Annotated in this window: 19 protein-coding genes; 4 read left to right on the top strand and 15 right to left on the bottom strand. The window is 72.1% G+C overall.

Going from position 1 to position 17,835, the window contains the following annotated elements:
- Positions 1 to 12: 12 nt before the first annotated feature.
- Genes carB through pyrR form a run of 6 tightly spaced genes read right to left on the bottom strand, consistent with a single transcriptional unit; the run spans position 13 to position 7,912 of the window.
- Positions 13 to 3,321: a carbamoyl-phosphate synthase large subunit gene (gene carB, locus ACIQF6_RS29040; RefSeq protein WP_400900206.1), complete on the bottom strand. Its 3,309-nt coding sequence runs from the start codon at positions 3,319 to 3,321 to the stop codon at positions 13 to 15.
- Complete coding sequence (gene carA, locus ACIQF6_RS29045) at positions 3,314 to 4,471, bottom strand: glutamine-hydrolyzing carbamoyl-phosphate synthase small subunit (RefSeq protein WP_400900209.1); 1,158 nt, start codon at positions 4,469 to 4,471, stop codon at positions 3,314 to 3,316. Before carA ends, carB begins: the two co-directional genes overlap by 8 nt.
- A complete protein-coding gene (locus ACIQF6_RS29050; RefSeq protein WP_400900211.1) occupies positions 4,468 to 5,025 on the bottom strand; it encodes a hypothetical protein in 558 nt (185 codons plus the stop codon). The genes carA and ACIQF6_RS29050 overlap by 4 nt, the downstream gene beginning before the upstream one ends.
- Positions 5,025 to 6,317, bottom strand: a complete 1,293-nt coding sequence (locus ACIQF6_RS29055; RefSeq protein ID WP_400900213.1) for a dihydroorotase — start codon at positions 6,315 to 6,317, stop codon at positions 5,025 to 5,027. The genes ACIQF6_RS29050 and ACIQF6_RS29055 overlap by 1 nt, the downstream gene beginning before the upstream one ends.
- The gene (locus ACIQF6_RS29060) at positions 6,314 to 7,294 is read right to left on the bottom strand and encodes an aspartate carbamoyltransferase catalytic subunit (protein WP_400900215.1); all 981 of its coding nucleotides are present in this window, start codon (positions 7,292 to 7,294) and stop codon (positions 6,314 to 6,316) included. Before ACIQF6_RS29060 ends, ACIQF6_RS29055 begins: the two co-directional genes overlap by 4 nt.
- 6 nt (positions 7,295 to 7,300) lie before the next feature.
- Positions 7,301 to 7,912, bottom strand: a complete 612-nt coding sequence (pyrR, locus tag ACIQF6_RS29065; RefSeq protein ID WP_400900217.1) for a bifunctional pyr operon transcriptional regulator/uracil phosphoribosyltransferase PyrR — start codon at positions 7,910 to 7,912, stop codon at positions 7,301 to 7,303.
- 260 nt (positions 7,913 to 8,172) lie between these two features.
- Between pyrR and ACIQF6_RS29070 the strand changes: the two genes are divergently transcribed.
- Positions 8,173 to 8,676 (top strand): transcriptional regulator, encoded by a 504-nt coding sequence (locus tag ACIQF6_RS29070; protein ID WP_400900219.1) that lies wholly within the window; start codon positions 8,173 to 8,175, stop codon positions 8,674 to 8,676.
- Between the two features lie 114 nt (positions 8,677 to 8,790).
- On the opposite strand, the gene ACIQF6_RS29075 is transcribed toward ACIQF6_RS29070, so the two are convergent.
- The 5 genes from ACIQF6_RS29075 to ACIQF6_RS29095 all read right to left on the bottom strand — a co-directional run bounded on the left by ACIQF6_RS29075 (position 8,791) and on the right by ACIQF6_RS29095 (position 12,912).
- On the bottom strand, positions 8,791 to 9,645 hold the full coding sequence (locus ACIQF6_RS29075) for a hypothetical protein (protein ID WP_400900221.1): 855 nt from the start codon (positions 9,643 to 9,645) through the stop codon (positions 8,791 to 8,793).
- Between the two features lie 102 nt (positions 9,646 to 9,747).
- The gene (locus ACIQF6_RS29080; RefSeq protein WP_400900223.1) at positions 9,748 to 10,581 is read right to left on the bottom strand and encodes a thioesterase family protein; all 834 of its coding nucleotides are present in this window, start codon (positions 10,579 to 10,581) and stop codon (positions 9,748 to 9,750) included.
- A gap of 151 nt (positions 10,582 to 10,732) precedes the next feature.
- Entirely contained in the window at positions 10,733 to 11,170 is a 438-nt protein-coding gene (gene nusB / locus ACIQF6_RS29085) for a transcription antitermination factor NusB (protein WP_400900225.1), read from the bottom strand.
- Between the two features lie 2 nt (positions 11,171 to 11,172).
- On the bottom strand, positions 11,173 to 11,736 hold the full coding sequence (gene efp / locus ACIQF6_RS29090) for an elongation factor P (protein WP_400900227.1): 564 nt from the start codon (positions 11,734 to 11,736) through the stop codon (positions 11,173 to 11,175).
- A gap of 69 nt (positions 11,737 to 11,805) precedes the next feature.
- Complete coding sequence (locus ACIQF6_RS29095; RefSeq protein ID WP_400900229.1) at positions 11,806 to 12,912, bottom strand: aminopeptidase P family protein; 1,107 nt, start codon at positions 12,910 to 12,912, stop codon at positions 11,806 to 11,808.
- Between the two features lie 134 nt (positions 12,913 to 13,046).
- On the opposite strand from ACIQF6_RS29095, the gene rpmG reads away from it, so the two are divergent.
- Together rpmG and ACIQF6_RS29105 are read left to right on the top strand one after the other, a co-directional pair.
- Complete coding sequence (rpmG, locus tag ACIQF6_RS29100; protein WP_400900231.1) at positions 13,047 to 13,211, top strand: 50S ribosomal protein L33; 165 nt, start codon at positions 13,047 to 13,049, stop codon at positions 13,209 to 13,211.
- Positions 13,212 to 13,249: 38 nt separating this feature from the next.
- Positions 13,250 to 13,492: a type B 50S ribosomal protein L31 gene (locus tag ACIQF6_RS29105; protein ID WP_400900233.1), complete on the top strand. Its 243-nt coding sequence runs from the start codon at positions 13,250 to 13,252 to the stop codon at positions 13,490 to 13,492.
- Positions 13,493 to 13,546: 54 nt separating this feature from the next.
- On the opposite strand, the gene ACIQF6_RS29110 is transcribed toward ACIQF6_RS29105, so the two are convergent.
- Positions 13,547 to 14,125 (bottom strand): XRE family transcriptional regulator, encoded by a 579-nt coding sequence (locus tag ACIQF6_RS29110; RefSeq protein WP_400900235.1) that lies wholly within the window; start codon positions 14,123 to 14,125, stop codon positions 13,547 to 13,549.
- A 116-nt stretch (positions 14,126 to 14,241) separates the two neighbouring features.
- Here ACIQF6_RS29110 and ACIQF6_RS29115 point away from each other — a divergent pair, with 116 nt between their 5' ends.
- The gene (locus ACIQF6_RS29115; RefSeq protein ID WP_400900237.1) at positions 14,242 to 15,087 is read left to right on the top strand and encodes an EamA family transporter; all 846 of its coding nucleotides are present in this window, start codon (positions 14,242 to 14,244) and stop codon (positions 15,085 to 15,087) included.
- A gap of 132 nt (positions 15,088 to 15,219) precedes the next feature.
- Here the strand turns inward: ACIQF6_RS29115 and ACIQF6_RS29120 are convergent, their stop codons facing one another.
- The 3 genes from ACIQF6_RS29120 to ACIQF6_RS29130 form a co-directional block, all read right to left on the bottom strand.
- Positions 15,220 to 15,912 carry a DUF6445 family protein gene (locus ACIQF6_RS29120; protein WP_400900239.1) on the bottom strand — a complete coding sequence of 231 codons (693 nt, stop codon included), beginning with the start codon at positions 15,910 to 15,912 and terminating at the stop codon, positions 15,220 to 15,222.
- Between the two features lie 95 nt (positions 15,913 to 16,007).
- Positions 16,008 to 16,814, bottom strand: coding sequence for an Fpg/Nei family DNA glycosylase (locus ACIQF6_RS29125; protein ID WP_400900241.1), 807 nt, complete (start codon positions 16,812 to 16,814; stop codon positions 16,008 to 16,010).
- Between the two features lie 110 nt (positions 16,815 to 16,924).
- Entirely contained in the window at positions 16,925 to 17,782 is an 858-nt protein-coding gene (locus ACIQF6_RS29130; protein WP_400900243.1) for an AAA family ATPase, read from the bottom strand.
- Positions 17,783 to 17,835 lie beyond the last annotated feature (53 nt).

Here is a 17,835-nt window from a genome sequence, read left to right on the forward strand (position 1 = left end):
ACGGTTGTCGACCTACTGGCGGCCGGCGTTGATCAGCGCGGCGTGCTCCTGGAGCGACATCACGCCGACCTCGCCGCGGTGCAGTGCGTCGATGCCCTGCACGGCCGCGCCCATCGCCTGCACGGTGGTCAGGCAGGGGACGGCACGGGAGACCGCGGCGGTGCGGATCTCGTAGCCGTCCATCCGGCCGCCGGTGCCGTACGGGGTGTTGATGATGAGGTCGATCTCGCCCTCGTGGATCAGCTGGACGATGGTCTTCTCGCCGTTCGGGCCCTCGCCCTCGGAGTGCTTGCGCACCACGGTGGCGGGGATGCCGGCCCGCTGGAGGACCTCGGCGGTGCCGGTGGTGGCGAGCAGCTCGAAGCCGAGCTCGACCAGCGCGCGGGCCGGGAAGACCAGGTTGCGCTTGTCGCGGTTGGCGACCGAGACGAACACCTTGCCGCTGGTCGGCAGGGCGCCGTACGCGCCGGTCTGGGACTTGGCGTAGGCGGTGCCGAAGACCCGGTCGATGCCCATGACCTCGCCGGTGGAGCGCATCTCCGGGCCGAGCACGGTGTCGACGCCGCGGCCGTGCACGTCGCGGAAGCGCGACCACGGCATCACGGCCTCCTTGACGGAGATCGGCGCGTCGGCGGGCAGCGTGCCGCCGTCGCCCTCCTTGGGCAGCAGGCCCTCGGCGCGCAGCTCGGCGACGGTGGCGCCGAGCGAGATCCGGGCGGCGGCCTTGGCCAGCGGCACGGCGGTCGCCTTGGAGGTGAACGGCACGGTGCGGGAGGCGCGCGGGTTGGCCTCCAGCACGTACAGGATGTCGCCGGACAGCGCGAACTGGATGTTGATCAGACCACGGACGCCAACACCCTTGGCAATGCCCTCCGTTGCGGAGCGCAGGCGCTTGATGTCGAACCCGCCGAGGGTGATCGGCGGCAGCGCGCAGGCGGAGTCGCCGGAGTGGATGCCGGCCTCCTCGATGTGCTCCATGACGCCGCCGAGGTACAGCTCCTCGCCGTCGTACAGCGCGTCCACGTCGATCTCGACCGCGTCGTCCAGGAAGCGGTCGATCAGGACGGGGTGCTCGGAGATCAGACCGGCGTGCCGCTCCAGGTAGGAGGCGAGCGAGGCCTCGTCGTAGACGATCTCCATGCCGCGGCCGCCGAGCACGTAGGACGGGCGGGCCAGCACGGGGTAGCCGATCTCGTCGGCGATGGCCTTGGCCTCGTCGAAGGAGAAGGCGGTGCCGTGCTTGGGCGCGGGCAGGCCCGCGTCCTTCAGCACCCGGCCGAACGCGCCGCGCTCCTCGGCGAGGTGGATCGCCTCGGGCGAGGTGCCGACCACCGGCACGCCGTTGTCCTTGAGCGCCTGCGCCAGGCCCAGCGGGGTCTGGCCGCCGAGCTGCACGATGACGCCGGCCAGCGGGCCGGCCTGCTGCTCGGCGTGGACGATCTCCAGCACGTCCTCCAGGGTGAGCGGCTCGAAGTACAGCCGGTCGGAGGTGTCGTAGTCGGTGGAGACGGTCTCCGGGTTGCAGTTGACCATCACGGTCTCGTACCCGGCGTCGGCCAGCGCGAACGAGGCGTGCACGCAGGAGTAGTCGAACTCGATGCCCTGGCCGATCCGGTTCGGGCCGGAGCCCAGGATGATCACGGCGGGCTTGGTGCGCGGCGCGACCTCGTTCTCCTCGTCGTAGGACGAGTAGAAGTACGGGGTCTTGGCGGCGAACTCGGCGGCGCAGGTGTCGACGGTCTTGAACACCGGGCGGATGCCGAGCGCGTGCCGCACCTCGCGGACCACGTCGGGCTTCAGGCCGCGGATCTCGCCGATCTGCTGGTCGGAGAAGCCGTGCCGCTTGGCGTGGCGCAGCAGCTCCGGGTCGAGCTTGTCGCCCTCGGCGAGCTCGACGGCGATCTCGTGGATCAGGAAGAGCTGGTCGACGAACCACGGGTCGATCCTGGTGGCCTCGAACACCTCCTCGGCGGTGGCGCCGGCCCGGATCGCCTGCATGACGGTGTTGATCCGGCCGTCGGTCGGGACCTGGGCCTTCGTCAGCAGTTCGGCCTTGTCGCCGGTCTCGCCGACGAAGGTGAACTGCGAGCCCTTCTTCTCCAGCGAGCGCAGCGCCTTGTTCAGCGCCTCGGGGAAGTTGCGGCCCATCGCCATGGCCTCGCCGACCGACTTCATGGTGGTGGTCAGCGTGGCGTCGGCGGACGGGAACTTCTCGAACGCGAACCGCGGGACCTTGACGACCACGTAGTCGAGGGTCGGCTCGAAGGAGGCCGGGGTCTGCTCGGTGATGTCGTTGGGGATCTCGTCCAGCGTGTAGCCGACGGCCAGCTTGGCGGCGATCTTGGCGATCGGGAAGCCGGTGGCCTTGGAGGCGAGCGCGGAGGAGCGCGACACGCGCGGGTTCATCTCGATGACGATGACCCGGCCGTCGTCGGGGTTGACGGCGAACTGGATGTTGCAGCCGCCGGTGTCCACGCCGACCTCGCGGATCACGGCGATGCCGATGTCGCGCAGGATCTGGTACTCGCGGTCGGTGAGGGTCATCGCCGGGGCGACGGTGATCGAGTCACCGGTGTGCACGCCCATCGGGTCGAAGTTCTCGATCGAGCAGACCACGACGACGTTGTCGTTCTTGTCGCGCATCAGCTCCAGCTCGTACTCCTTCCAGCCGAGGATGGACTCCTCCAGGAGCACCTCGGTGGTCGGCGAGAGGGTCAGGCCCTGGCCGGCGATCCGGCGCAGGTCCTCCTCGTCGTGCGCGAAGCCGGAGCCGGCGCCGCCCATGGTGAAGGACGGGCGGACCACGACCGGGTAGCCGCCGAGGGTGTCGACGCCGGCGAGCACGTCCTCCATCGAGTGGCAGATCACCGAGCGGGCGGACTCGCCGTGGCCGATCTTGGCGTTGACGGCCTCGACCACGCCCTTGAACAGCTCGCGGTCCTCGCCCTTGTTGATCGCCTCGACGTCGGCGCCGATCAGCTCGACGTCGTACTTGTCGAGGGTGCCGGCCTTGTGCAGGGAGATCGCGGTGTTCAGCGCGGTCTGGCCGCCGAGGGTCGGCAGCAGCGCGTCGGGGCGCTCCTTGGCGATGATCTTCTCGACGAACTCCGGGGTGATCGGCTCGACGTAGGTGGCGTCGGCGATCTCCGGGTCGGTCATGATGGTCGCCGGGTTGGAGTTGACCAGGATGACCCGCAGCCCCTCCGCCTTGAGGACCCGGCAGGCCTGCGTGCCCGAGTAGTCGAACTCCGCCGCCTGGCCGATGACGATGGGGCCGGAGCCGATCACCAGGACGGACTTGATGTCGGTGCGCTTAGGCACGCTGGGCCTCCATAAGGCTCACGAAGCGATCGAAGAGGTAGGCGGCGTCGTGCGGGCCGGCTGCCGCTTCGGGGTGGTACTGCACGCTGAAGGCGGGGATGTCGAGTGCCTGCAGGCCCTCGACCACGTCGTCGTTGAGGCAGACGTGGGAGACCTCGACCCGCCCGAAGGGGGTGTCGCTCACCTTGTCCAGCGGCGCGTTCACGGCGAAGCCGTGGTTGTGGGCGGTCACCTCGACCTTGCCGGTGGTGCGGTCCTGCACCGGCTGGTTGATGCCGCGGTGGCCGTACTTGAGCTTGTAGGTGCCGAACCCGAGGGCCCGGCCGAGGATCTGGTTGCCGAAGCAGATGCCGAAGAACGGGGTCTTCTTGGCCAGCACCTCGCGCAGCACCTCGACCTGCCGGTCGGCGGTGGCCGGGTCGCCCGGGCCGTTGGAGAAGAACACGCCGTCGGGCTGCACGGCGTAGATGTCCTCGGCGGTGGCGTTCGCGGGCAGCACGTGCACCTCGATGCCGCGCTCGGCCATCCGGTGCGGGGTCATGCCCTTGATGCCGAGGTCGACGGCGGCGACGGTGTACTTCTTCCCGCCGATCGCGGGGACGACGTAGGCCTCCTTGGTGGCGACCTCGGCGCACAGGTCGGCGCCCTTCATCTCGGGGGCCTGCTGCACCTTGGCGAGCAGCGCGGCCTGGTCCTCGACGGCCGGGCCGGAGAAGATGCCGACCCGCATCGCGCCGCGCTCGCGCAGGTGGCGGGTGAGCGCGCGGGTGTCGATCCCGCTGATGCCGACCACGCCCTGGCGCTCCAGCTCCTCGTCCAGCGAGCGCTGGGAGCGCCAGTTGGAGGCGACCCGGGAGGGGTCGCGGACCACGTAGCCGGCCACCCAGATCTGCTGCGACTCGTCGTCCTCGTCGTTCCAGCCGGTGTTGCCGATCTGCGGGGCCGTCATCACGACCACCTGGCGGTGGTACGACGGGTCGGTCAGGGTCTCCTGGTAGCCGGACATGCCGGTGTTGAAGACCGCCTCGCCGAAGGTCTCGCCGACCGCGCCGTAGGCCTGGCCGCGGAACGTCCGGCCGTCCTCCAGGACGAGCACGGCGGGCACTCGCTCCCGCCTGGTGCGCTGCGTGGTGGGGGCAGGTGCGGTCATGTCGCGGCCTCTTCCGTCTTGCTCGTCTTCGTACGTGTTACCAGTGCCTCGACGGCCTCGACCCAGGCGTCGTGCTCGGCTGCGGCATCCAACCGGAAACCGCTTTCCAACTCGCTGTTCCCGTGCGTCCAGCCGACCACCAGCAGGCCCGAGGGGACGACCTTGCCGGCGATGCCGGAGTCGGTCCGGGCGCCGGTGAGGGCTTCGGCGGGGATCCACAGGTCGTCCGCGCCGGTGCGGCGGGCCAGCAGGCCCTGCTCGGTGAGGGTGAGCTCGGCCAGGCTGCGGGTGCCCAGGCCGTGTGCGACGACCCGGTCCAGCCAGTTCCCGGCGGTGGTGGAGCCGTGGTACCGGCCGGGGCCGGTCCGCAGGGCCTCACCCGGCTCGGCGGGCACAGCGGGCAGTTCCGGCAGGTCGGACTGGAGGGTGCGCCGCCAGTTCCAGCCCTGCCGCATCAGCCAGTAGACCAGCGCGACGAGGATCAGCAGGCCGACCGTCGCACCGATGTATCCGGGCCAGTCGGTCACCCGGCCCTTCTCGGTGGCGAGCAGCATCAGCGCTCGACCAGTTCGCCCGCGAGGACGGTGGCCTCGCCGCGCAGGAAGGTGGCGTGGACCCGTCCGGGCAGGTCCATGCCCTTGTACGGGCTGTTGCGGGAGCGCGTGGCGAAGGTGTCGGGGTTCACGACTCCACGGTACGCGGGATCGAAGAGCACCAGGTTGGCGGGCTCACCCACCGAGATCGGACGCCCGTGGCCGGCCAGCCGGCCGATCCGCGCCGGGCGGTGCGACATCCGGTCCGCGACGCCCTCCCAGTTCAGCAGGCCGGCCTCGACCATGGTCTGCTGGACGACCGACAGCGCGGTCTCCAGGCCGACCATGCCCATCGCGGCGACCGCCCACTCGCAGTCCTTGTCCTCCGCCGGGTGCGGGGCGTGGTCGGTGGCGACGGCGTCGATGGTGCCGTCGGCGAGCGCCTCGCGCAGCGCCTCCACGTCCGCGGCGGTGCGCAGCGGCGGGTTGACCTTGTACACCGGGTCGTAGCTGCGGACGAGCTCGTCGGTGAGCAGCAGGTGGTGCGGGGTGACCTCGGCGGTGACGTCCCAGCCCTTGGCCTTGGCCCAGCGGACGATCTCCACCGAACCGGCCGTGGACAGGTGGCAGATGTGCACCCGGGAGCCGACGTGCGCGGCCAGTAGCACGTCGCGGGCGATGATCGACTCCTCGGCGACGGCGGGCCAGCCGCCGAGGCCGAGCTCGCCGGAGACCAGGCCCTCGTTCATCTGGGCGCCGGCGGTCAGCCGCGGCTCCTGGGCGTGCTGGGCGACAACGCCGTCGAACGCCTTCACGTACTCCAGCGCGCGGCGCATGATCACCGCGTCGTCCACGCACTTGCCGTCGTCGGAGAAGACCCGCACCCCGGCGGCGGAGTCGTGCATCGCGCCGAGCTCGGCGAGCTGCTTGCCCTCCAGGCCGACGGTGACGGCGCCGACCGGCTGCACGTCGCAGTAGCCGGACTCCTGGCCGAGCCGCCAGACCTGCTCGACCACGCCGGCGCTGTCGGCGACCGGGAAGGTGTTGGCCATCGCGTGCACCGCGGTGTAGCCGCCCATGGCGGCGGCCCGGGTGCCGGTCAGCACCGTCTCGGCGTCCTCGCGGCCGGGCTCGCGCAGGTGGGTGTGCAGGTCGACCAGGCCGGGCAGGGCCACCAGGCCGGTGGCGTCGACCTCGATGTCGGCCTGCACGTCGAGCTGCTCGCCGATCGCGGCGAACACGCCGTCGACGAGGTGGATGTCCTGGGGGGCGCCGCCGAGGATCTGGGCGTTGCGGATCAGGTAGGTGGTCACTGGGCGGCCTCCGGGGTTTCGGTGGTGCGGGCTGCGTCGGCGAGGGTGGCGCCGCCGACCAGCAGGTACAGGACGGCCATGCGGACCGAGACGCCGTTGGCGACCTGCTCGACCACGGTGCAGCGCGGCGAGTCGGCGACGTCGGCGGTGATCTCCATGCCGCGGACCATCGGCCCGGGGTGCATCACGATGGCGTGCTCCGGCATGGTGGCGAGGCGCAGCCCGTCCAGGCCGTAGCGGCGCGAGTACTCGCGCTCGGTGGGGAAGAAGGCGGCGTTCATCCGCTCGCGCTGGACCCGCAGCATCATCACCGCGTCGACCTTCGGCAGCACCGCGTCCAGGTCGTAGGAGACCTGGCAGGGCCAGGTCTCGATGCCGATCGGCAGCAGCGTCGGCGGGGCGACGAAGGTGACCTCCGCGCCGAGCGTGGTCAGCAGGTGCACGTTGGAGCGGGCGACCCGGCTGTGCAGGATGTCGCCGACGATGGCGACCTTGCGGCCGGCCAGGTCGCGGCCGAGGCCGGGGTTGAGGTGGCGGCGCATGGTGAACGCGTCGAGCAGTGCCTGGGTGGGGTGCTCGTGGGTGCCGTCGCCGGCGTTGATGACGCTGCCGTGCAGCCAGTCGGAGTCGGCAAGGCGGGCGGCGGCGCCGGAGGCGTGGTGGCGGATCACCACCGCGTCGGCGCCCATCGCCTGGAGGGTCAGTGCGGTGTCCTTGAGGCTCTCGCCCTTGGAGACCGAGGAGCCCTTGGCGGAGAAGTTGATGACGTCCGCGGACAGCCGCTTCTCCGCGACCTCGAAGGAGGTCTTGGTGCGGGTGGAGTCCTCGAAGAACAGGTTGACGACGGTGCGGCCGCGCAGCGTGGGGAGCTTCTTGACGGCCCGCCCGGAGAGCTGGGCGAGCTCCTCGGCGGTGTCCAGGATCAGCAGCGCGTCGTCGCGGCTGAGGTCGGCGGCGGAGACGAGGTGGCGCTTCACGCGGGTTTACTCCGGGAGCTGGGGATCGGCGGCAAGAGCCTGGGAGGAGCGGGCGGCGTAGTCGCGGTCGCCGAGCAGGACGGCGTCGCGGCCGTCGGTCTCGGAGAGCTGGACCTGCACGGCCTCGCGCAGCGAGGTGGGCAGGTTCTTGCCCACGTAGTCGGCGCGGATCGGGAGTTCGCGGTGCCCGCGGTCGACCAGCACGGCCAGTTGCACGGCGCGCGGGCGGCCGATGTCGCCCAGCGCGTCGAGGGCGGCCCGGATGGTGCGGCCGGAGAACAGCACGTCGTCGACCAGGATCACCAGCTTGCCGTCGATGCCGTCGGCGGGGATCTCGGTGTGCTCCAGGGCCCGGGCGGGCTTCAGCCGCAGGTCGTCCCGGTACATGGTGATGTCCAGCGTGCCGAACGGGATCTCCCGGCCGGTGATCTGGGTGAGCTTGGCGCGCAGCCGATGGGCCAGGTGGACGCCGCGGGTGTGGATGCCGAGCAGCACGACGTCCTCGGCGCCCTTGGCGCGTTCCACGATCTCGTGGGCGATCCGGGTGACGACCCGGGCGACGTCGGTGGCGTCCAGCACCTGGTGCGGGGCGCGGGGGGCAGAACTGGGAGTGGTCATGCCGAAGCGGACCTCCTTCCCCGCCTCACGGGACGGGTCTTAAAGGATGTCGGGAAGGGTTTCCGGCCGCAGCCAGAACTTCGCTCATCGTAGCAGTGCGCTGATCTCGGCCCGTTCGACGCGCGTTCGCACGAGTGCCCCATTCGGCTTGACGCGCCACCCTCACTCTACGTAACCTCACAGTGAGTTACGAAGGTGCCCCGCTGTGGGCGCTCGTCACTCCCATTCCAGCGCACGCGCAATCTCGTCCGGGGAGATCCATGTCCAGCGACTACGCGAAGCAGCTCGGGGCCAAGCTCCGGGCGATCCGCACTCAGCAGGGGCTCTCCCTGCACGGCGTCGAGGAGAAGTCCACGGGCCGCTGGAAGGCCGTCGTGGTCGGCTCCTACGAGCGCGGCGACCGCGCCGTCACGGTGCAGCGCCTCGCCGAGCTGGCCGATTTCTACGGCGTCCCGGTGCAGGAGCTGCTGCCCGGCGGCACCCCGGGCGGCGCGGCCGAGCCGCCGCCGCGCCTGGTGCTCGACCTGGAGCGCCTGACCCAGGTCCCGTCCGAGAAGGCCGGCCCGCTGCAGCGCTACGCCGCGACCATCCAGTCGCAGCGCGGCGACTACAACGGCAAGGTGCTGTCGATCCGCCAGGACGACCTGCGCACCCTGGCCGTGATCTACGACCAGTCGCCGTCGATCCTCACCGAGCAGCTGATCAGCTGGGGCGTGCTGAACCCGGACGCGCGGCGCGCCGTCCGCGAGGACGACGCCAGCTGAGTCTGCGGTCCGGAAAGATCTGCAGAAACGTCACAGCGGGGCGGGCGGCCGGTTCTCCGGCCGCCCGCCCCGCTGTCGCATGCCCGCCGGGACACCCGCCGGACCGTCGTGCGCTCAGACCACCGTGCCGAGGCTGAACCCCGGGCCCGCCGGGACGCCGTCCACCGCGAGCTCGGCCGGCGTCCAGTCGAAACCCGTGCTGCGCCACGCCCAGGCCACCTGCCGGTACTCGCCGCACACCGCGCCGGAGCCCTGCGTCCCGTGCAGCACCGCGACGCCCGGCAGTTCGCCGTACAGGCCCGCGCAGAGCACCGCCGTGATCAGGTCGAGGTCCTCGTCGTGGATCCGGACCGCGCCGTCCTCCCAGTGCAGCACCCGGGCGTGCGCCTCCAGCGGCCCGCCGGGGGCGTCCACCGCGACCCGGAACTCGTACGCGCCGCAGCCCGCGCCGACCAGCACCCGGCGGAACACCTCGGAGGCCTGCTGGTACGTCCAGCGCACCCGCGGGTCGGCGGCGGCCAGCTCCGCCTCGCACAGCGCGCCGTCCATCACCAGATCGGCGTGGCGCAGCGTCAGACCGCCCTCCCGGGCCCGGACCAGCCGGGGCACGAAGTCGGCCAGGTCCTCGCCGCGGTAGGTGACCAGCTGGGTCTGCAGCGGCGGGTTGACCAGGTAGCCGTCCCGGGCGGCCTGCTCACCGGGGTCGAAGCCGTGCAGCAGGCAGTAGTCCGCGAAATCGTCCGGGTGGAACATCCGGGCCCGGACGGTCGCGTACCCGTCCACCGCCTCCGCCAGCAGCCCGGCGGCCTCGCGCAGATAGGTGGCGTAGTCCGGCGCGTCGGTGAGCTGCCACTCGCGCGCCCGGGCGAAGTCGGCCTCGTCGGTCAGGATCCCGGTGACGAACGCCTCGTCGCTGCGGCGCGAGGGCTCGGCACCGCAACGGCGCGGCCGGCGGCTGTTCCTGGACATCGGTGGCTCCCGGGGGATCTCGGTCGGGCAAACTGCTGACCGACTTCTCCCCTCCCACACCCGTCCCACACACACGGGCTGTCACAACTCTGCAACTGACCGTCAGGAACGGGGCTCACGCGGGGTTTTGGCGAGCTGACGGGACTGGGCGACCAGGCGGCCGTTCTCGTCCCAGATCTCGCAGTCCTCCTCGAAGTAGCCGCCGGCCACGTTGCGGGTGGCGTGCGAGACCCGCAGCCAGCCCTCGGCGGGCAGGGCGCGCAGATGGACCGTCAGTTCGATGGTGGGGGCCCAGCCGGGGCGGCCCAGGTCGAAGGTGACCGGGGGCAGCGCGTCGGCGACGAGCAGCAGCGACAGCGGGTCGGCGGGGCGGCCGTCGGCCAGCTTGAACCAGCCCTGGATGCGGCCCTCCTTGGACGGCTGACCGAGCGCCCAGCCGACGGTGGCCGGGTCGAGGCGCAGGTCGAGGCGCTCCAACAGGGCGGCCTGGGCGATGAGTTCCCTGGGTGCGTGCTCCATCCCTATGCACTGCTCGGGGGCGGGCATGGCGGGCGGCACCGCGGTGGTGGCGATCTCGCCGTCGAGGGCGGCCAGGTCGGTGAAGGCCGCGGTGATCCGCAGCCGCTCCTCGCCGCCCTGGGAGAGGATCGCACCGCCGGTGGCCAGGGTGCGGCCGCGGCGCATGATCTCGGTGCGGACGGTGGCCGGCCCGGGGCGGGACGGCGAGACGTAGGTGCCGCTGACGGTCAGCGGGTGCGGGTGGCCCGGCCCGGCTTCCAGGGCGAGGGCGTGCGCGGCGAAGGCGAGCAGCAGTCCGCCGTTGACGCCGCCGCCGATCTGCCAGCCGTCGCCGAGTTCGCCGTCGTAGCGGCCGGGCTCGTCGGGGTACGGGGTGAGCGCGATGCCCCGGTCGAACTCGCTGGTGGTCTCCGGCATGGCTGAGGCCCTTCTGCGCAGACGCCAAAACACATTACTTGCCGGTAGCTTACGCGCGAAGGCCGCCGGACCAACAGGTCCGGCGGCCTTCGCGACGCCCGACCTGTCCGGGGACTCGACAGTGCGTCCCCGGACGGGTCGGACGAGAAAATCAGCGCCGAATGGTCGGCTTGAGCTCCAGGAAACGGGCGAGCAGACCGTTAACGAAGGCCGGCGACTCGTCCGTGGAGTACTCCTTGGCGATTTCGACGGCCTCGTCCAGGACGACCGCGTCGGGGGTGCCGTCCTCCCAGATCAGCTCGTACGTGCCGAGCCGGAGCACATTGCGGTCGGCGATCGGCATCCGGTCGAGCGTCCAGCCCACCGCGTAGGTGGAGATCAGGTCGTCGATGGTGCGCGCGTGCTGCGCGTAGCCCTCGACCAGCTGCATGGTGTACTCCGCGACCTGCGGAATGCCCTCGTCCGGACGGGGGTCGCGCGAACGCGCGACCCAGTCGGCGAGCACCCGCTCGGGGGCCACGCCGCGGTGGTCCGCCTCGAACAGGATCTGGAAGGCCCGGGTGCGGGCCTTGGTACGAGCAGCAGCCACGATTACTTGACCCGACCGAGGTAGCTGCCGTCGCGGGTGTCGACCTTGACCTTCTCGCCCGTGGTGACGAACAGCGGCACCTGGATCTCGGCGCCGGTCTCCAGGGTGGCGGGCTTGGTGCCACCGGTGGAGCGGTCGCCCTGCAGGCCCGGCTCGGTCTCGGAGATGACCAGCTCGACCGCGGCGGGGAGCTCGACGTACAGCGGGACGCCCTCGTTCTGCGCGACCAGGGCCTCGAAGCCCTCGAGCAGGTACTTGGCGGCGTCGCCGACGGTGGCGGAGTCGACCGGAACCTGGTCGTAGGTGTCCATGTCCATGAAGATGAACGCGTCGCCGTCGCGGTACGAGTACTGCATGGTCCGCTTGTCGACGTTGGCCGTCTCGACCTTGATGCCCGCGTTGAAGGTCTTCTCGACGACCTTGCCGGTGAGGACCTCCTTCAGCTTGGTGCGAACGAAGGCCGGGCCCTTGCCGGGCTTGACGTGCTGGAACTCGACGACGGACCAGAGCTTGCCGCCATCCAGCTTGAGGACCATGCCGTTCTTGAGATCGTTCGTGGTAGCCACGGGCGCACTTACTCCTGATATGTCCGCTGTCAAAGAACACCAAGCAGTGCGCCGCCGTGCCCTGTCGGGCTACAGCGCGAGGAGCTCCTTGGTGGTGATGGTGAGCAGCTCGGGCCCGCCCTCCTCGGGAGGCCGCACCACGAGCGTGTCCTCGATCCGGACGCCGCCCCGGCCCGGAAGATGCACTCCTGGACCGACGGTGACCGGCACGCGATTGTCCAGTTTACCCATGTCGGCGGGCCCGAGGCGCGGAGCCTCCCTGATCTCCAGGCCGATGCCGTGTCCCAGCGGGTGGACGGCGTGCTCGGCGTGGCCCGCGGCCTGCAGGATCGAGCGGGCCGCGTCGTCCGGGACGTGCTGCTCGACGCCCGGTCCGAGCGCCTCCCGGCCGGCCCGCTGGGCCCGGAACACCAGGCGGTGCAGCTCGACCTGCCAGGCGGCCGGGGCGGCGCCGATCACGAAGGTGCGGGCGGTGGAGATGCCGTAGCCGCGGTACTGCGCGCCCAGCGCGACGGTGAGGAAGTCGCCCTCCTCGACCCGGCGGTCGGTCGGCTGGTGGCGCTCCAGGCCGGAGTGGCTGCCGGTGCCGACGGAGACCGGGAAGGCGGCCCGGTCGGCGCCGTGGTCGATCATCCGGCGCTCCAGCTCCATCGCCAGGTGGCGTTCGGTGCGGCCGACCAGGATCGATTCGAGCAACTCGCCGAGCGCCTGGTCGGCGATCTCGGCGGCGATCCGCAGGTCGGCGAGCTCGTGCTCGTCCTTGACGACCCGCATCCGCTCCACCGCCCGGTCCAGGTCGAGCAGCCGGGCGGGGGCGGCCAGCTCGGCGACCGCGCGGTGGCGGTCCACCGTCAGGTCGTGCTCCTCGACGGCCAGGTCCCGCACCCGCAGTCGGGCGGCGGCCTCGGCGGCGGCCACCGCGGCGTCCGTCTCGGCGGGCACCGGCAGCCGGGTGACCTCCTCGTCCACCTCGCGCTCCACCCCCTCCTCGGGCGGCACGTCCTCCGGCAGCGCCAGCACCGCCCGCTCGCGGGTGAGCAGCAGGGCGGCGCCGCACGGCGGGCAGCCGGTGAGGTAGCGGACGTTCGCTGCGCGCGTGATCAGCGCGGCGTCGGCCCCGGAGGCGCTGCAGTACTCGCGGAGGCGTTCGCGTCGGGCGGCGTGCGCGTCGAACATGCTTCCGAGCCTACGAACGGGGCCGGGGGGCCGCCCGTCGGGACGGGCCCGATCGGTGGCGGGAATGCGGCGGGCCCGGGCCGTGTTGTGGCCACATGAAAACGGCAATCGTTGCCGAGAGTGGAGGTTTCGAGATGGCGCGCAGCGAGCTGCGACCGGTGATCACGCTCCGGTCGACGGCGGGAACGGGCTTCAGCTACGTGACTCGCAAGAACCGGCGGACCAACCCGGACCGGATGGTCCTGCGGAAGTTCGACCCGGTGGCGGGGCGGCACGTGGAGTTCCGCGAGACCCGCTGACCACCCACACGTTCGAAGGCTTGCAGAAGGAGGACAAGATGAAGCAGCGAGTGCACCCCGAGTACCGTCCGGTGGTGTTCCGGGACAAGACGGGCGGCCTGTCGTTCCTCACCCGCTCGACCGCCACCGGCGACCGGACGGTCGAGTGGACGGACGGGCGGACGTACCCGGTGGTGGACGTCGAGACGTCCTCCGCGAGCCACCCGTTCTACACCGGCAAGGCCCGCCTGCTGGACACCGCGGGCCGGGTGGAGCAGTACCGCCGCAGGTACGGCGGCTGACCCGAACGTGTCGAAGGGCCCCGGGAGTTGACGACGACTCCCGGGGCCCTTCGGTCATTTCCCGGCTGGCGGGGGGACGGAGACCACCAGGGTGAGGCGGCAGTCGACGGCGCCCTCGTTGTGGTAGCTGTGGGCGGTGCCGGCCTCGTAGGAGGCGGTGGAGCCGGCCGGGATGCGATGGGCGCGGCCGTCCAGCACCAGGGTGAGTTCGCCCTCGTCGATCCGGGCGATCTCGACGGTGCCGGCCGGGTGCGGGTCGGAGGCGTGGGTCTCGCCGGGGCGCAGGTGCCAGGTCCACAGCTCCAGCGGGCCGGGGGCCTCGATGCCGTTCAACAGGACGCCGCTGCCGCCGTCCGGGCCGCTCCACAGCCGTACGGCCTCCTCGGCCGGGACGATCCGCACCACCGAGGTCTCGTCGTAGTCGAGCAGCCGGGCGATCGAGACGCCGAGCGCGTCGGCGAGGCGGACCACGGTGCCGACGCTGGGGTTGGTGCGGGCCTGCTCGATCTGGACCACCATGCCGCGACTGACGCCGGAGCGGGCCGCGAGGGCGTCCAGGGTGTGGCCGCGCTCGGTGCGCAGCCGCTTGAGGTTGCGGGCGAGGGCCTGGGTGACGAGATCGGGTTCCGGCACGCTTCAGTCCAATATTTTAGTTGGGTCGGTTCAGTGGGTTGAACTATGCTGCGTCGGCACGACAGATCCACCGACTGTACTGCGGAGTCCACCATGCTGACCCCTCCCGCGCTCTCGTGAGCGCCGCCCTCGCCCTGCTCGCCAGCCTGCTCTGGGGCGTCGCCGACTACGGCGGCGGCGCGATCACCCGCCGACTTCCGGCGCTCGGCGTCGTGGTGCTCTCGCAGACCGCGGCCGCCCTGGTGCTCGCGGTGGCCGTCACCGCCACCGGCGGCTGGACGGGCGCCGGGCCCGCGCTCTGGTACGCCGTCGCGGCCGGCGTGATCGGCCCGTTCGCGCTGCTCGCCTTCTACCGGGCGCTGGCGCTCGGGCCGATGGGCGTGGTCTCGCCGCTGGCCACCGTCGGCGTGCTGGTGCCGATCGGGATGGGCCTGTTCCTCGGCGAACGACCGGGCCTCGTCCAGGTGTTGGGAATCCTGGTGGCCATCGGCGGGGTCGCGCTGGCGGGCGGGCCGCAGCGCGGCGGGCAGGCCGTGAGCCGCCGGGTCCTGGTCCTCACGCTCTCCGCCGCGTTCGCGTTCGGCGCGGTGCTCGCCCTGATCGGACACGCCAGCGCCGGCGGCGCCCTGCTGCTGACCCTGTGCGTGCAGCGGCTCACCAACGCCGTGATCGGCATCGGCATGCTGGCCGCCGCCGCCCGCAAGGAGCCGCTCGACCTGCGCGGCGCCGGCCGCTCCCTGCCCTCCCTGACCGCCGTCGGCGTCGCCGACGTGGCCGCGAACGGCCTGTACGCCGCCGCCACCCACCTGGGATCGGTCGCGGTCGCGGCCGTGCTCGCCTCGCTCTACCCGGTGGTGACGGCGCTGATGGCACGCGGCCTGCTCAACGAGCGACTGCTGCGGGTGCAGGTGGTCGGCGCCGGGCTGGCCGTCGCCGGAACGCTGATCCTGGCGGCAGGTTGACGCTCCGTCAGGCGGTGCGTGCAGTGCACCGGCGTCCCGGACACCACGGCCCGCCCGCCGCAGAACCCGGCTGCGGCGCGGCGGCAAGGGCGGACCGGGTCGCGGGTGGCACGGATCACCCCTGCCGGGGCGTCAGGCCATCCAGAAGAACACGCAGGTCATCCGCTTCTCGTCCAGCGTGCTGCCGTAGTACTCGGTGGCGGTGTGCATCAGGTTGGCGGTGTACAGCAGCAGCCGGTTGTAGCGGTGCGGGACGGCCAGGTCCTCGGTGAACGAGTCCGGCGGGACGAAGCGGGTGCCGAGCGCGTCCACCAGGTTGTTGTGCGGGGCGACCACGCTGTTCCCGCCGAGCCGGCCGCCCGGCAGGCTCTGCCGGTAGAAACTCGTCCCGCAGCGCTTCGGCACGTTCGGGTTGAGGTACAGCACCGCCGCGTACCGGCACAGCGAGCGCGAATCGGTGTGCGGCCGGGGCTCGCACTCCCCCTCCCCCACCACCTGCACGCAGTTGTGGTTGAAGGTGCCGCCCTCGGCCTCGCTCAACGCCCAGATCCGCGAGGCCCCGACGGTCTCCCGTACCAGCTTCTCGACGTGCGCCAACTCGTCCGGCTCCAGGCCCGGCATCGCCCTCAGCCCCGGCCACGACTCCGGCTTGTGCGGATACCCCTCGTCCCAGTCGGTGCGGGCCAGATGCCGGGCCCGCACCGCGTCCGGGTCCGGGAGCACGTCGTCCAGCACCCAGTAGTCACGGCCCTTGGTGGGCTTGCGGTACGGCAGGACCGGAAGGGCCGGGGTCGGGCGCGGGCCCTGGAACGGTTGCGCGGGCATGGACCCGACAATAGGAGCGCGTTCCAGGGCGCTCGCCCAAGGAACGGTCAACCTTGCGTCAAGGCTTTCCCACTACCCTCCGTGATGACGGCCCGTCAGGACTGCTGGCAGCGCGGGCACCAGAACAGGTTCCGGGCGGCCAACTCCTCCGTCCGCACCGGGGTTTCACAGACCAGGCACGGCTGGTCCTGCCGCCGGTACACGTACACCTCGCCGCCGTGGTCGTCCACCCGCGGCGCCCGCCCCATCGCCTCCGGCGTGTGCTCCGGCCGGACGGTGTCGATCCGCCCCGCCGTGACGCCCTCGCGCATCAGCGCCACCAGGTCCGCCCAGATCGCGTCCCACTCCGCGCGGCGCAGATCCCGGCCCGCCCGGTGCGGGCTGATTCCCAGCCGGAACAGCACCTCCGCTCGGTACACGTTCCCCACGCCCGCCAGGACCTTCTGATCCATCAGCAGCGCGGCCACCGTCGTCCCGCTCCGGGAGATCCGCCGCCACGCCTCGTCCCCGGCCTCACCCGGCCGCAACGGATCCGGCCCCAGCCGGCGGTGCAACGCCGCCTTCTCCCCCGGCGTCAGCACCTCGCACGCGGTCGGGCCCCGCAGGTCCGCGTAGCCGCTCTCGTTCGCCATCCGCAACCGCACCTGCCCGACCGGCTCCGGCGCCTCCCCCGCCCCGAAGTCGTACTTGCCGTACAACCCCAGGTGCACGTGCAGCCACGACTCGCCGAACCCCAGGAACAGGTGCTTCCCGTGCGCCTCCGCCACATCCAGCACCCGCCCGTCCAGCAGCGCCGCCCCCTCCGCGAAGCGCCCCTGCGGCGACGAGACCGCCACCGCCCGCCCCCCGAACAGCTCCCGGTTCAGCCCCGCCAGCCGATGAACCACATGCCCCTCGGGCACCCGCGTCAACTCCTCATTCGATCCCGGACGACAACCCCATTCTCCCAGCCCCCGCCGACACCCCGGCAGAGCCGAAGGTCCGGGAGCGGGCGGGGCGCTCCCGCGAGGGGTCAGCGCTGGTGGAGGCGGGAGAGGATCGCCTGGTCGAGGGCGGCGGCGGTTTCGGGGACGGTGAGGTTGGAGTTGTCGATGATGGGGAGGCCGGAGGTGCGCCAGCCGGCCATCCGGCCGTGGATGCGGGCCACTTCGTCGTCGGAGAGGCGGCGGTTGCCGGAGCGTTCGGCGTTGCGGGCGAGGACGCGGTCGAGGCCGGGGAGGAGGACGACGGGGATCATTCCGGGGCCGATGTGGCGCTTCCAGCCGCCGAGGCCGATCGCGGGGCGGTCGGGGAAGACGGCGTCGTCGATGATGCAGGAGATGCCGTTGGCGAGGTAGTTGCGGCAGGCGAAGCCGCAGGTCCGGCGGGCGAGGCGGTACTGGGCCTCGGAGGCGGTGTTCCAGCCGGACTGCGGGTTGGCGAAGCCGGACTGGACCCATTCGCGGACGTCGTCGAGGCTGATGTGCGCGGTGGGGGTGGGCCGGCGTTCGGCCCAGTGCCGGGCGACGGTGGTCTTGCCGGCGCCGGCGGGGCCGATCAGCAGGACGGCGATCGGGCCGGTGGGCAGCGGGGCGGGCAGTGCGGGCATCGGCGGGGGCGCGGCCGGGAGTTGGACGGCGCCGCCGCTGGGGAGCACGAAGTATCCGGTGCCGCTGGGGGCGACGGGGCCGGCGGACCCGGCCGGCCCGACGGCCTTGAGCGGGACGGTCGGCCGGTCGGGGCGGGGCGCGGTCGGTCCGAGGGTGGGGATGGCCTGGGTGGTGGCGGGCAGCGACCGTGCGGGGTACGGCTGTTGAGGGGCCGTCGGGGGCGTCCCCGGGCGGGGCGGCACCTGACCCCCCGGCTGGTGGCTCTGCGCGTACTGGCTCACCGTCACCTCCCTGCGCCGAATGTACACGTCGGCCCGGTGGCGGGCACAAGTCC

This window comes from Kitasatospora sp. NPDC092948 (genome assembly GCF_044754805.1).
Lineage (GTDB): Bacteria > Actinomycetota > Actinomycetes > Streptomycetales > Streptomycetaceae > Kitasatospora.

What these genes read in the sequence shown, in the direction of transcription:
- carA (WP_400900209.1), bottom strand. Translation starts at nt 4,471, where the DNA reads ATGACCGCACCTGCCCCCACCACGCAGCGCACCAGGCGGGAGCGAGTG.
- ACIQF6_RS29050 (WP_400900211.1), bottom strand. Translation starts at nt 5,025, where the DNA reads ATGCTGCTCGCCACCGAGAAGGGCCGGGTGACCGACTGGCCCGGATAC.
- pyrR (WP_400900217.1), bottom strand. Translation starts at nt 7,912, where the DNA reads ATGACCACTCCCAGTTCTGCCCCCCGCGCCCCGCACCAGGTGCTGGAC.
- ACIQF6_RS29070 (WP_400900219.1), top strand. Translation starts at nt 8,173, where the DNA reads ATGTCCAGCGACTACGCGAAGCAGCTCGGGGCCAAGCTCCGGGCGATC.
- ACIQF6_RS29075 (WP_400900221.1), bottom strand. Translation starts at nt 9,645, where the DNA reads ATGTCCAGGAACAGCCGCCGGCCGCGCCGTTGCGGTGCCGAGCCCTCG.
- ACIQF6_RS29080 (WP_400900223.1), bottom strand. Translation starts at nt 10,581, where the DNA reads ATGCCGGAGACCACCAGCGAGTTCGACCGGGGCATCGCGCTCACCCCG.
- ACIQF6_RS29095 (WP_400900229.1), bottom strand. Translation starts at nt 12,912, where the DNA reads ATGTTCGACGCGCACGCCGCCCGACGCGAACGCCTCCGCGAGTACTGC.
- rpmG (WP_400900231.1), top strand. Translation starts at nt 13,047, where the DNA reads ATGGCGCGCAGCGAGCTGCGACCGGTGATCACGCTCCGGTCGACGGCG.
- ACIQF6_RS29105 (WP_400900233.1), top strand. Translation starts at nt 13,250, where the DNA reads ATGAAGCAGCGAGTGCACCCCGAGTACCGTCCGGTGGTGTTCCGGGAC.
- ACIQF6_RS29120 (WP_400900239.1), bottom strand. Translation starts at nt 15,912, where the DNA reads ATGCCCGCGCAACCGTTCCAGGGCCCGCGCCCGACCCCGGCCCTTCCG.